The organism is Pseudoalteromonas sp. Bsw20308, from assembly GCF_000310105.2.
Taxonomy (GTDB): Bacteria; Pseudomonadota; Gammaproteobacteria; order Enterobacterales; family Alteromonadaceae; genus Pseudoalteromonas; species Pseudoalteromonas fuliginea.
Map to the genome: position 1 here is coordinate 420,209 of NZ_CP013138.1, position 14,454 is coordinate 434,662.

General features: G+C 37.7%; 9 protein-coding genes and 1 tRNA gene. 4 read left to right on the forward strand and 6 right to left on the reverse strand.

All coding sequences use genetic code 11. From position 1 onward, the window contains the following. Position 1 precedes the first annotated feature (1 nt). Positions 2-1,849: a cation:proton antiporter gene (locus D172_RS01760; RefSeq protein WP_007375945.1), complete on the reverse strand. Its 1,848-nt coding sequence runs from the start codon at positions 1,847-1,849 to the stop codon at positions 2-4. A gap of 862 nt (positions 1,850-2,711) precedes the next feature. Here D172_RS01760 and proB point away from each other — a divergent pair. Together proB and D172_RS01770 are read left to right on the forward strand one after the other, a co-directional pair. Next, entirely contained in the window at positions 2,712-3,818 is a 1,107-nt protein-coding gene (proB, locus tag D172_RS01765; protein ID WP_007375946.1) for a glutamate 5-kinase, read from the forward strand. Continuing rightward, complete coding sequence (locus tag D172_RS01770; RefSeq protein ID WP_007375947.1) at positions 3,815-5,062, forward strand: glutamate-5-semialdehyde dehydrogenase; 1,248 nt, start codon at positions 3,815-3,817, stop codon at positions 5,060-5,062. The genes proB and D172_RS01770 overlap by 4 nt, the downstream gene beginning before the upstream one ends. Before the next feature lie 55 nt (positions 5,063-5,117). Here the strand turns inward: D172_RS01770 and D172_RS01775 are convergent, their stop codons facing one another. The 4 genes from D172_RS01775 to D172_RS01790 form a co-directional block, all read right to left on the reverse strand. Further along, positions 5,118-7,316, reverse strand: coding sequence for a two-component system response regulator (locus D172_RS01775; protein ID WP_007375948.1), 2,199 nt, complete (start codon positions 7,314-7,316; stop codon positions 5,118-5,120). 63 nt (positions 7,317-7,379) lie between these two features. After that, complete coding sequence (locus D172_RS01780) at positions 7,380-10,553, reverse strand: response regulator (RefSeq protein WP_237113687.1); 3,174 nt, start codon at positions 10,551-10,553, stop codon at positions 7,380-7,382. Positions 10,554-10,603: 50 nt separating this feature from the next. Next, positions 10,604-11,866: an ABC transporter substrate-binding protein gene (locus tag D172_RS01785; protein ID WP_007375950.1), complete on the reverse strand. Its 1,263-nt coding sequence runs from the start codon at positions 11,864-11,866 to the stop codon at positions 10,604-10,606. A gap of 149 nt (positions 11,867-12,015) precedes the next feature. Next, a tRNA-Ala gene (locus tag D172_RS01790) sits at positions 12,016-12,091 on the reverse strand. Positions 12,092-12,256: 165 nt separating this feature from the next. Between D172_RS01790 and D172_RS01795 the strand changes: the two genes are divergently transcribed. Then, positions 12,257-12,652, forward strand: a complete 396-nt coding sequence (locus D172_RS01795) for a hypothetical protein (protein ID WP_033023229.1) — start codon at positions 12,257-12,259, stop codon at positions 12,650-12,652. A gap of 1 nt (position 12,653) precedes the next feature. After that, positions 12,654-13,154: a prolyl-tRNA synthetase associated domain-containing protein gene (locus D172_RS01800; RefSeq protein ID WP_007375952.1), complete on the forward strand. Its 501-nt coding sequence runs from the start codon at positions 12,654-12,656 to the stop codon at positions 13,152-13,154. Here the strand turns inward: D172_RS01800 and D172_RS01805 are convergent. Beyond that, entirely contained in the window at positions 13,121-14,269 is a 1,149-nt protein-coding gene (locus D172_RS01805) for an MFS transporter (protein ID WP_007375953.1), read from the reverse strand. The genes D172_RS01800 and D172_RS01805 overlap by 34 nt on opposite strands. Between the last annotated feature and the right edge of the window lie 185 nt (positions 14,270-14,454).

Below are 14,454 nucleotides of genomic sequence, written 5' to 3' on the forward strand. Positions count from 1 at the left end.
TTTAACTGTCTTCTTTAGCCTTTGTTTGCGGGTCTTTTAAAACTGACATTTTAGGCGGCTGTAATGCAACAACGCGTTCGCCTTCTTGCGGCGGTTTTTCCATGTTGATTGTAAACGGTCTGAGCTTAATTGGTGTATCCTCATCACTGTCTTTATCACCAATGAGAATAAACAGTGGTATAGCCTCAGGGTTCATTTCTAGATATTGCTCCCAGCTAAATTCATCAGAAATACGTGTTGAACTAACTTTACCACCTTTAGCTATAATGCTGCTTAAGCGTGCATATGACCCTTCGTCACCAAAAAGTATTTGTCGTGATAAAAACGTTGCGCTGTCTTTATTTGCTTTAGCGTGCGACGTTGAAGAGCGCAATGAGAATACATTTTTCTCATTAAGTAAGTGAGAAAAATATTGGACGCCCAACGCGTTGTGATGACGATTAGGTGAGAGTGCTAGTACACTGCGAATAGTAGTTAGTGGTAAATAGCGTTCGGCGTGCTCCGATTGCGGGTTACCGTAATAACACGCTAAGCCATCCATACGTGCCATTCTACAGTTTTCCCATGCTGGGTCTGATAAATGAACAGGAATATTTTGATCTTTTAAGCCTCGGCCAATGGCACGTGCAACATGGTTTGCACCAATAATCAAAATCGTATTTGGCGATGGTTGGCGTACACCTAAAAGTTTAGCAACAGGAATCGCAGTTAAGCTCTGTAGTACAACGGTAATTATAATTACTGTAAATATGAGAGGTACCATTTTTTCAGCATCAGCAACACCAGACTCCATCATACTAAGTGCAAATACCGACCCAACGGCAGCGGCGACTATACCGCGTGGAGCTATCCAAGCAAGTACCAAGCGAGACTTCATTGGTAGGTCAGTACCAAAGGTCGAAATAGCAATACATAATGGGCGTGCAACAAAAAGTACGATGGCTAAAAATATAAATACATCGCTGTCGAGCATCATTAAATCAGAGAGCTGTAAGCGTGCTGCAAGTAAAATAAACAGCGTTGATATTAATATCATCGACAAGTCTTCTTTGAACTCAAGTACAGAATCTATTTCTAAATCGTCTTGGTTAGCAAGCCAAATGCCAAATACTGTCACAGCTAAAAGACCCGATTCATGGCTTAAATAGTTTGATACAGAAAAACTAATGAGTACTAACGCTAAAATTCCAAACTTATGTAATTCAAATGGTAGCCATTCGCGGCGCATTAATAGTGTTGTTAGCCAGCCTGCAGCAACACCAATACTTAAACCAACGCCGAGGGTTTTAACTAAAGCAATAATAGTGTGGCTAAATACTTCGCCTTGGCCTACAAGCATTACGGCTTCAAATACTAATACAGCAAACAATGCGCCGATTGGATCTATTACAATACCTTCCCAGCGTAGTATGCGGTCAATGTCTTGTGTTGGGCGCATTGAGTTTAATAGCGGTGCTATCACAGTAGGGCCTGTTACAACTAACACTGCACCTAATACTGCAGCTACACGCCAATTAAGCTCAAGTAACCAATAGGCGCTTAGGCTAATAATAATACAGGTAGTAAGCATGCCGATTGAGCAAAGGTTTCTTACAACTTTTCCAATCCCTTTTAATTCTCTGAAATGCAGAGTAAGTGAACCTTCAAATAAAATGATTGCAACGCTTAGTGATACAACTGGAAACAGTAAATCACCTAACAATGCATCAGGGTCTAAAACACCACTAAATGGCCCAAGTAAAAGACCAGTAAGCAATAAAAAAAGAATAGCGGGTACTCTAAATGCCCACGCGACCCACTGGGCAAGTACAGAGCAAAGTGCGATACCGGCTATATAAATTGCTGACATAGATTAAGAATTCCTTATTTATGACGATATATTTTAAAAGTATAACTTTTGTTAATTATTAATACAGGGGTATACACGGGAAATTCAAATATTACTAATCAATTTTAGCTGCTAATAAAAGATTAGTGATCTTTAATTTTGGATCTTGGATGCAAAGACTTTATAAAAGCACATTAACTACTATTATCTTGTTGATTTATAATGAAAATATATGTTTTATTATTAATGTGTAATAGCTCTGTTTGAATTTTAGCCTTGATCTTACTGTGTAATTTAGCGTATTATACTTCGAGTTCGAATTATTAGTTATCTAATTAAGATTGTTGGTTGAAATAGTAGAACGTTAATACTACGGTCATTTTTACTGCTTATAATCATGTTTTGGATACTAAATTAGTATCTGAACGTTAAAATTTTATTTTCCGAATTCTTAAGTATGGTTTTACTGGACAAGTTTGTTTATTTTTTTTAACAAATAAAGGTTTGAGTTGAACTATTACTTTTCAATATTTAATCCCCATCGTGGCGATTAAATCTCGGTCCTTGAGTCTTCACCCTATCTGTTGGTGTATCAGACTCTAGAGGCTCTATGTATGTTGTTAATAGAAAAGCCACACACAGCTTTTTACAGCGATGCATAAACAACACTTTTAAACTTTCTTATTGGTACTGCTCATAACACTGGGTGGGTGCTACTTTATATCTGAGCTTAAATTTAAAACAACGTTTTAGATTTGGCCTTTTCGTGTGCGTTTAAAAGTGCTGTCAAACGATAAATAAATTCGAAGCAAGGTTTTATACCTAGCTACTTAGTTTTAGCTCACGAGTAGTGAGCGCAAATAAAATGGAAAGTTGAGCATTTATGCAAAAGTTAAATTGGCGACGCATTGTACTTAAAGTAGGCAGCGCTTTAATTGCACCGGATCACGATGGCTGCCGTTCACGTTATATATTAACCATCGCACAGTTTATTGTTCGTTGCCGTGCGCGTGGTATTGAGGTGATCCTAGTTTCGTCTGGTTCGGTAGCGGCTGGCGCGCACTTGTTTCCATCAGATAAACCACGTTCAGTTGTAATGAAAAAGGCAATGGCGGCAGCAGGCCAAACAGAAATGATTGCCATGTGGGACCGTTTTTTCGACTTTCCATCTGCGCAATTACTACTAACTCATGGTGATTTACGTGATCATGAGCGTTATCAAAGTATTCGGGAAACCGTATTTACGTTACTTGAGCACGGTGTGCTACCAATCATCAATGAAAATGATGCTGTGACAACAGACGATTTACGAGTAGGTGATAACGATAATTTATCCGCTATGGTTGCCGCTGCAGCAGATGCAGATGCTTTACTGATTTTTTCGGATGTTGATGGGTTATATGATAAAAATCCTAATTTGCACGACGATGCTGTTTTATTACCTGAAATAAAATCAATTGATGAATCTATTTATGCTATGGCAGGATGTGCTACGAGTGCTGTAGGCACCGGTGGTATGAAAACCAAAATAGAGGCTGCGGAAAAGGCAACATCACACGGTATAGCCACTTATATTATTAATGGCTTTAAAGAAGAAACATTTACTCGATTATTAGCTGGAGAAAATCCAGGTACTATTTTTTCGCCATACGAAAAGCCAATGCAAGATTCTGTACATTGGATGACACATACAGCAAACGAGCAAGGTGAAGTTGTTGTTGATGGGTCGTTTGATGAGTCATTAGAAGGTGAAACTGGGTGTATTCGCGGCGATGAGATCGTTGAAGTACACGGTGAATTTGCTATCGGTGATACCATTTTAGTACGAAGTGAAGACGGTACGCGTCTAGCTAAAGCGACCGCAAATTACAGTAGCTGTTTGTTAAACTTTATTGCAGACAACGAACAGAGTGAATTCAGCGAAAAAATGCAGGATTCAATTGGACCAGTTATATCTGAAAAACATATCGCATTATTGGAGAAGTCATGAGTTTAATTACGGACATTTCACGTCAGGCAGCTAAAGCTGCACATACACTTGCTTTACTCGATACCGAGACTAAAAACCAAGTATTAGTTGAAATGGCAGCGGCATTAAGAGAGCAAAAAGCATTTATAATAAAAGAAAATGAAAGTGATTTAAGCGCAGCACGCGACAATAACTTAGCTGCCTCAATGATCGACCGCTTAACGTTAAACGATGAGCGTATTGAATCAATGGCACAAGGCATTGAAGTTATAGTAAGCCTTGATGATCCTGTTGGTCAGCTACGAGATATTACCGAGCGTCCAAACGGTATCAAAATTCGTAAAATGCGCGTACCTCTTGGCGTTGTATGTATGATTTACGAAGCACGCCCGAATGTGACAGCAGACGCTGGTGCATTATGTTTTAAATCAGGTAATGGCGTAATTTTACGTGGCGGTAAAGAAGCACTTAGAAGTTCACAAGCTATCGCAAGTGTGATGCATAGCGTACTTGAAAAGCATAACTTACCAGTATCACTTATTTCAGTGATTCCAGATCCAGATCGTGCGCTATTAATGGAGTTAATGCAGCAACGCGAAAGTATTGATTTAATTATTCCACGTGGCGGCGAAGGCTTAATCAACTTTGTTACTGAAAACAGTACGATTCCTGTAATTCAGCATTACAAAGGTGTTTGTCATCTATATGTGGATAAAGATGCAGATCTAGAAGTAGCCCTTAACTTACTACTTAATGGTAAAACGCAGCGTACCGGTGTTTGTAATGCACTAGAGGGCTTAGTTGTTCATCAAGATGTGGCAGATGAGTTTTTAAATCTGTGTGCAGTCGTATTACGCCAAGAAGGTGTGAAAATAAATGCAGACAGTTTTGCAGCTAAATATTTTGATAACGCAACCGTTTTAGCTGATGATGAATTTGGTGAAGAGTATCTAGATTTAGAAATTGCTATTCGCGTTGTTCCAAGCTTTACGGCAGCAGTTGAGCATATTGCACAGTTCGGTTCAAACCACACCGAAGTGATTTGTACTAAAAATCAAACTGCCGCAGAGTTATTTCAACGCAGTGTTGATGCTTCTGTAGTAATGGTTAACGCGTCATCTCGCTTTTCTGATGGCTCACAATTGGGTCTGGGTGCGGAGATTGGTATAGCGACCTCCAAGCTTCATGCATACGGTCCAATGGGGCTTGAATCACTCACTACTGAGAAGTACTTAGTAAATGGCGAAGGCCAAGTTCGTGAATAAATTAACGATGTAAGTAATAAAGCCGAGCATTGCTCGGCTTTGCTGTATTTGTGGTTTATTTTAATTTTTTTATCCAATCACTTGCTGGTTCTGGCTTATGCAAATGATAGCCTTGCATAATTACTTCAGGGTACTCTTGGAATAAATCAAAGTGGGACTGATTCTCTACTCCTTCGGCAACAACTTTCAACTGAAATAGCTTTCCTAAGCTAACAATCATATCAATAATTAATTTATCGTTGTTATCAGTCGGCGCATCAAACACAAATGAGCGGTCTATCTTCAATTCTTGAATAGGCAATTGTTTGAGGTAGGTAAGGCTTGAATAACCCGTACCAAAGTCATCAATGGATACACGAACACCTAAGTTTTTTAGGTATTGTACCGCCTCAATGGCGGACTCTATGTGATTGAGTAAGGTGCCTTCAATAATTTCGATAGTTAACTGGTTTGGTTTTATTTCGTAAAACTCTATTTTAGTTTTTAATAATGATAGGAAACGTGCTTCATGAAAGTGTCTACCACTAATATTTACCGATAAGCTCAGTGTTGAATGACGATCATCTAACTGTTGAATAAGCGACAAAGAATTTGTAAGTACCCATGAGTCTAGTTCATAAATAATGTCTGACTCTTCAGCAATAGGAATAAACTCAGCGGGGCTAATAAAGCCTTTCTCAGGATGCATCCACCGTAAGAGCACTTCGCCACCTTTTAACTTTTGCTGACTATCAAATTGAGACTGAACATAAAGTGTTAATTCATTTTGCGATATTGCTTTTCGTAAGTCTTGTTCAATTTCAAAGCGGCGCTTTGCCTGTTCACCAAAAGAGTTATCAAAGAAAGTGACTCTATTACCGCCTTTTTCTTTTGCTTTATAACAAGCAGCTTCGCAGTTTCTGATCGTTTCAATCGCATTTTCCCACTGATCTTCTCTAGGGAAAATATAGGTGCCGATGCTAATTGTAATACTTATTTGTTGATCATCAATTATGAAAGGCTCGTTAATAACTCTTAATAACTCTTGTGCCTTATGTTCTGCAATTTCTTGTGATCTTAGTCGACCAACGCCTTTGTCAACACTACTCAAAGCGGCAAATTCATCGCTGCCTAAGCGTGCAATAACGTCTTTTTTATCAAGTTTATTATGGATACGATTGGCAAGTTCTTTAAGAACTTTGTCGCCTGCTAACAAACCAAGGCCATCATTAATTGAGTGAAAGCTGTCTATGTCTATTATATAAATATAAGCGTAGTTATTGTCTAAAGAACATCGCTGTAATTGTTGTTCTAGCTGCTTTAGAAAACCGTTTCGGTTAGGTAAAGCGGTTAGCTCGTCATGCCAAGTAAGGTAGTCAATGCGTTCTTGGGTTACTTTCAAACTCGAAATATCACTAAATACACCAATGAAATGAATATTTGTGTCTTGTTCACCTTTTACCAGACTTAGTGTCAGTAATTCAGGGTATAGCTCACCATTTTTACGACGCGTAACGAGCTCTCCGCTCCAATAACCGGCTTTGTTAGCGTGTTGCCAAACATTATTGAAGCTTATACCGGCTTGGTTATTTTGTTTTAGTTTATGTAACTTAATATCTAGCGCTTCGGCTTCAGTAAAGCCTGTGATACGGCAAAAGGAAGGGTTAACAGCAATTATTTTACCATCGGAATCAGTAATAACAACACCATCGGCAGTACTCACCAACGCCTGATAGAAAAGCTTTTGTTTAGATGATAATTGCTTAAGTTCCTCTTCTCTTTCACTTAATTCTTGTGCTAGAGATTCTATTTCAAGGAGCTTATCGTGCAGGTCAAAGTTCTTCTCTATAAGTCGGTCTAACATACCCTGAGATGTTATGTGAGTACGAATCCTGGCTCTTACTAAAGCAAGTTTATAAGGCTTGTGGATATAATCAATAGCACCTAATTCAAACCCATGTTCTTCTGAGTCTTCAGTGGTCAGTGCTGTCACAAAAATAATGGGGATTCCTTTGGTATTTTGGCGTGATTTTAATATTTCACATACTTCATAGCCATCCATACCCGGCATCATTATATCAAGCAAAATTAAATCGGGGCGTGTTGATTCTATAAAAGCTAGGGCTTGTTCGCCGCTAATAGATACTCTTACGTCATAGTCAGCAAGTAACCCTTCAACTAGTACATGAAGATTGTTTGGCTCATCATCAACAATTAGCACTAAAGGTTTTTGTTTTTTATCTTGAGCTTCACTAGTATTTTTAGCCGGATACATCGAATGCACATTCAATCCTTTTGAGTCTTTAATATCTAATCTAGCTTAGTTTTTTACGCTTGGCTAATTTAAATTGTCATCACGAAATTGGCTTATCAACTCTAATACTAATTGATAGTCAAATTGATTTATTGCCGACTTAAGTCCAAGTAAGGGATGAGGAGGTTTCAAAGTGAAGCCATTTAAGCTTCTTACTAAGCTACTAGGAATTGGCTTTGAGTTAATTGTTAATTCATAAATTTTATCAATAAGGGTTGTAAGCTCACTTGCATTTTCATTGCCTTCTAAACTGACATCTTCGCTAAGGCGTTGAGTTGTTAGATACTGTTTAATTGCATGCAAAGTAATTACAAATTGCTCACTAAACAGTGAAAATGAAACAACTTCTTTATTGCGTATTTGAGATTCAATTTTTTTAGCTAGCTGCTCTAAAACTTCTAATCCTAAAGTGCCCGTTAAACCCTTTATTGCATGAACATGGCGGGCAAGTTCAATATTATTATTAGTTTCTTGTAGCTTTTGAAACTTTACAATAAAGTTTTCATAGTCTATCGCGAACTGTGTAATCAATTTATTTAGCAAACGTTCATTATTATCTAAGTTATCAAGTGCTAGAGGGATATTAATGAGTAAACCACTTTGGGGCGTTGATAAATTCTTTTCAAGGCTTTGAAATAGCATATCAAAAATGAGGGGCTTGGTTAAAAAGTCATTCATTCCTGCATCAATAGCTGCCTTTTTATCCTCAGGAAGTACTGCTGCGGTTAATGCCACTATTGGTAACGTTTCGCCATTTTCTCTAATTTTACTGGTGGCTAAAATACCATCCATTACTGGCATTTGAATATCCATAAAAATAATGTCGAATATATTGTTTTTAACACACTCAACGGCTTCCTGCCCGTTCATTGCCGTTACAATGTCTAGATCTAATTTTTTTAACATTGCAGAGGTGATTTCTATATTCAGAGGGTTATCGTCAACAATGAGTGCTTTTACACCAGTAAATTTAATCAAGTTATCAGGCTTTGGGGTGATGGTTGCTTTGCTTTCAGATGCAAGTAATTTTAAGATATCCGACTGTTTGTAACTGTTATTTATAATATGTACATTTTTTTGTGTTGGCTGGGTGTGAGGCTGATCGGTATCTGTAATTATTATGATGATTTTTAAATTGTTTTTAGATAGCTGACTGTTTTCAGTGAGTTTTTGTAGAATAATGCTGTTTTTGGCTTCTTCTTGCGTCAATGACAAAATGACAATATCAAAAGGAGAGCTTGGTTGAGATATTTTAGCGAGAGCGCGTAGCGGCTCTTCTGTTGTTTCGGGTGTTATTCCAACACTGCTGAGTAAAGACACAAGTTGGGCAGCTTGTTCTTTTTGTGGCGTAATGAGTAAGGCTCGTTTTTTTTGTCTGTGTTGTGGTGAAAGTTTAAATGGTAAGGTGAAATAAAACTCACTGCCTTTATCTTTTTCGCTTCGAATTTGAATTTTTCCACCGAGTACTTTTGTAAATTGTTGGCTAATAGTTAACCCAAGCCCCGTGCCACCGTATTTGCGAGTAATAGAAGCATCACCTTGATAAAAAGAGTTAAATACTTTCTCGACCTGTTCAGGTTCAATTCCTACGCCTGTATCTTTAATACAAAACCTTAAATCAATTATGTTTTTTTGTTGGGATATTGTTTCTACAATTAACTGAATTTTCCCATGTTCAGTGAATTTTATTGCGTTTCCGACGCAATTATTGATGATTTGGTTCAGATGAAATGGATCCCCTATCAGCTCTAAATGTGGGTCAGCATGTAGATTAAATTCAAGTGCTAAGCCTTTTTGATTCGCGGTATCTTTAAATAAATTGCCCGTGTTTTTTACAATAGAGTCGAGAGTAAATGGTATTTCTTCTATTTTTATTTTTTTTGATTCAAGTTTAGAAAAATCTAAAATATTATTCAGGATATGCAGTAAATTATGTGCACTTGAATATGCTTTGTCTGCGTAATGTTGCTGTTTAGTAGGTAAAGTACTGTCTCTTAAAAGCTGTAGCATACCTAATACGCCATTCATTGGCGTTCGCAGCTCGTGACTCATGTTTGCCACAAAGTCACTTTTTGTTTTGTTAGCACTTTCGGCTTGTGCTATCGCAACTGTAAGCTCTTTGTTCATAGTCTCCATTTGGATATTTAACGCCTGCGTTTCAATCAGCAGCTCTTTGGTTTGCTGATTTTTTTGATACAACATATTTGCTGCTTTTATTACTGCGGATATCTCGCTTTGATTATGATGGTTTTTATTGAGCGTAACTTGTTTTTCATTACTCATATCGTTTAGTAAAGTGGTTAACTGAGTAATTGGTTTAATGACCGATCTAAAAATAAAGTAGCCGACTGATATAACAATAATAGTGATTAACAAAGCGAATAAATTCGCTTGTTCTGTGTAGCTTATTAGGTGGGAGCTGAGCTGTTTTTCAGTTTCATTAAATTTCAGTTTTTCAGTTTTTTTGACTTGATTAGCTAAATAGAGTAATTCGTTTTCAATACCAGTAAGCACAACATTAATCGAAAAAGTGTAGCTACGTGTCAGCAGCATTAATTGGCTGTAGGCTTTCTTTAAGTTTGTAATCGTGTTCATGGAGACACTGCTTATGCTAGGTGCTTTCGCTAATTTTGAGTGTAAATGCTCAAGGTTTTTATTAACATTTTGTGCTTCGTCAAAATTAGGTTTATACAGGTAACTTACTACCGCGTGCTCTAGGTTGCTTATAGTAAGCAATATATCGCTAAAAATAGCTTTGCTTTTAGGGGAAGCTTGCGTTTCTAATTTCGTTATCTGTATTTTTAGATCTGTAATAGGTTGTTTAAATTGCGTTATGTAAAGTTGCTCTCGTTTAGTTCGATTCATCACAATTTGATTGAACGTGTCTTGATAGTTACTTAGGTAGTCACCAAGTCTGTTTAGTGCACTTTGATACTCTAAAGAATGCTCTACAGAATTGCTTTTTAAGAGATTGAGGTTTTTATTTGCTTCATTTAAATAAAGGTCGAATTTTTCGATTGTATTTTGATTTGCTTTATCAACATAAGCAATCGCCTGACTTTGCAGTGAAATAACATCGTTTTCTAAACGCGTTACACTTTCATTTTGCATCAGTGCATTGTGTTGTGCTTTTTGTAAGTTTAATAATGATTTTTGTGAATAATTAAATAAATAGCTTTGCAGTACTAATAAGCTCATAAGTAAGCACAAAGCTAAAATTATTTTTGATTTTATCGAACGAATTTTCATTAGCGACTAATTAACTCATGCCATTTTTGCAAACTGTAATCGTAGGTTGGCATAACACTGTTCCATACTGCAACATTACTGAAACGTTTGAGATAACTACCTCCATTTCGTTCCTCTCCTGCTTTTATCGTTATATCACCGTTGGTATTTCGTAAGTCTATTTCAGTTGCTTTACCATCGTACCAGTAGTCCCATTCAGAAGAACTCAGTAGTGGCTTTGAGCGTTCAGGGTTGCTAATGTAATAACCTTGACGAGCTATAAAAGCCCCCGGCCAACCTGATAACCACCAATTCATATAATCGTAAGCAGCATCTTTAACGCTATTTTGTGTTTGTGACGATAAGCACATCACACCGTGCCAGCCTCTGTAACCCTCTTTTGGAGCGGCAAAGCGCACATTAACACCTTGGCTATTAAGCGCGGCTACTGCTGGTGAGAACATGCTCTCTATATGCGCACGTTTGCTCTTCATAAACTCGATTGATTCTGGCACAGAGTTCCAGTACCCACTAAAGTGACCTTGGCGTTTAAAATCAAGTAATATACTAAAGAGTCGATCCATTTCTGAACGCGTTATTGAACCGATATTATTAAATTTTATGAGGCCTTTGCTTTGTGCAGCTAAGGCCAAATCGAATAATCCGATAGTAGGGGCATTTACAATGGCTACTTTTCCTCGGTTCGTATCATCTAATAGCCAACTCCAGCTTTCTGTTTCGTAAGCTATACCTGGTTTGATGAAATCAGTGTTGTAACCAAAAGAGTCAACATTGTGCACATAAGGCAAAAAGCTTATGTGATCGCTTTCGTGCTCGCTTAATGTACCATCGGGTTGGACATTTAATAATTTATACGGAGCATCGCCTGCACCAATATTTGCATTTTCGGTGAGCTTTCCAGTTTTAGTGAGGTTGTTAATTTCATTAAAGTAAGTGAGTCGTTTTTTTTCTATTGGCTGTATAGAGCCTGCATTCCACAGCACATTTATGCTATTTGACCATTGTTCGTATAGATCAAAGGAGCTTGGGGCCATTGACGCTCTTTGTAAAACGGCTGCACTGCCTGCGGGTGTAAATTCGATATTAATACCCAAGTCGCTCATCGCTTGTTTTCGAATAGCATCTTGTAATGTGACATGTGTACCAAGGACTCTTAAAGTGACTTTTTTTCGGGCAAAAACATAAGGAGCATGCGTAATCGCGCCAGCAGTCAAACCAATAACAGCAAGTTTTTTTAACGTTGAGCGCTTAGGGGTGTCCATGATAAGCCTAAAGCATTAATACATATGACATTATATATAGCTAATAAGTTGTAAAGACTCAAGTTGAAAGTTATAAAAATTAGTTAGAAAAGAAAGTAATTAACACTACGAAAAAATAATTTTTGGTTTTTGATGAGGAGGTAGGAAAGTGGTGGAGCTAAGCAGGATCGAACTGCTGACCTCCTGCGTGCAAGGCAGGCGCTCTCCCAGCTGAGCTATAGCCCCACATTCCTAAATTACGATTTACGTAATTACTTGGCTGCTGAGTTCCAAGCGGGACGAACTTTAAATTTTTTTATAAATTTGGTCAAGTATTTTTTCGCTAATTTTTACTGTTTATGACAAATTTTGATAGACTCGGCTTAATTACAAACTAAAACGACAAAAAACATGAAAAAAAGTGTTCTAGTGATGATGGTTTTACTCGCAGGTTGTGCGTCAAGTGACGGGCCTCCTTTTGAAATAAACAACAAACAGTTTCATGAAAAAAAAGATGCGCAAGGTAATAAAATTTTTGCTTATGTTGTTTCAGTAAAAGCTAAGCATCGTGAAAACTTTAATCTTGACCGTGGTCCTAATAACAGACCAAGTCGTGGTGAGGTTAAGCAATATATTGAGCAAGAGCATTTTGAAGAGTCGAGTGTTTTAAAGTTACAGCTAGAAGACCAAGCTGTTGAGTTATTAAATCAAGAGCTAAAAGAGCGTCAGTATTGCGATAACGAACACGAAGTCAATGACGTTATATGGCGAGATTTGAGTGTGCAATTAAGAGGACGTTGTTTGTAATATGTTTGCTGATAAAACTAAGTTAGCAGAGCTTTTAGCGCACCTAGATATTAATTACGATGTAATAGAGCATCCGCCGCTGCATACTAGCTTAGCGGCTGATGAGTTTATGATTGAGCGCCCAGGTACACGTCTTAAAAATTTATTTTTACGTGACAATGAGGGTAGGCGACATTTTTTAGTTATTACAGCGCACGATAAACAACTCGACTTAAAGGTATTGTCAAAGCAGCAAGGTCTTTCACGCTTAGGGTTTGCATCAAGTGAGCGGCTAGCTAAATATTTAAAAGTGGCTCCTGGGTGTGTATCTATGTTGGCTCTTTTAAATGATAAGCAAAACGAAGTGAGCTTATGGGTTGACCAAGATATTTGGGGTGGCGATTTGTTCCATTGTCATCCATTTGAAAATACCCAAACATGGTTGCTTAGCAAGGCTGACTTAGAAACTTTTTTTAATTACACAAAGCATCAACCGCGAGTTGTATTTTTACCCTCAAAATAAGCCCACACAATTAACGATAAACCGCATAAGCAAACCGCAAGCAGCGTAAACATAAACGCTGTTTGCCCATAATGTTGGTATACCACACCGGGTAATAACGACCCTAATGCACCACCACTATAATAAAATGATACATACCCGCCATTGGTTACGCTTGGTGGGGCTTTACTTATTTTGTTAACGAGCGGCGCTGCAGTTGAATGAATTACAAACATTGCCCCACAAAATAAAGTAAATGCGATTAAAAATAAGCTAAGTTGGTGGCTCATTAATAAAATAATACTCACACTATAAAAACTAAATACAGCGACTAAAAGATGCCAAGCTGAAGGTGTTTTTTTAAGCAACCAAGGTGCAGTAATAGAGGCGAGAGCACCAATTAAATAACCACTGTAAACTAAACCTATGTCACGAGTATTGGTAATTAAAAACGTGTTTTGTAATATAAACGGTAAGTAATTAAGTAGCGCAGCGAAGCAAAAAAACATACAAAAAACGGCGCCATACACTTTAAGTACAGCACCTTCTTTAAGTTGTTTAAGGTAATCTAGAGGGGAGAGCTGCGACGGTGTAGCTGGGTTTGAAAAGCGAGAATGCTTAATTGTTAAAGCCAAAAAAATAAGCATAAAAGCAATAACATAATAAAAACTTTGCCAATGCCACAAATCGCTAAACAAAGCGGCGAGTACGCGGCCAAAGTAACCTCCAACTATACTGCTACCAATATACAGAGTCATATTTTTTTGAAGGGCATCTGCGCTGTAGCTCATGCCTATATAACTAGTCATTGCTGTTAAAGCTGCTGGAAGCGTTAAACCTTGTAGAAATCTAACCAAGAGTAAAAGTTCAAAGCTCGGTACATAAATGAAAAGCAGGCTACTAAGTCCTAAAAATACCATTGCAATACGCAATACGAGTAATGGGTTGCGTTTTGCTAAAAGTACACCATAAACAAGTGGTGCAATGGCCAAGGGTAGCATAGTTGCGGTCATTAAGCTGCCAGCTACCGCAGGGGCTACATTAAACTCATTCGCAAAAAGACTGAGTAAGGGCTGTGGCGCATAAAGTACAAAAAATATAAATACCGAGCAAACGAGTAGATGAGGTAAACGCATTATATGCCTTGTACATTTGCTGATTGGTTAGGCGGCATTGTATTAAAAATTGCTTTTAATTCATAATTAAAAGCACGCTCTTTGCGCTATATCATGGTTTGTTTTAACTAGTTTGTTAGATTAATGTCGATAGCGCTGTTATTTAGACTCGTTGGTGATTAAAATAACCTTAATATTAGTTTTTA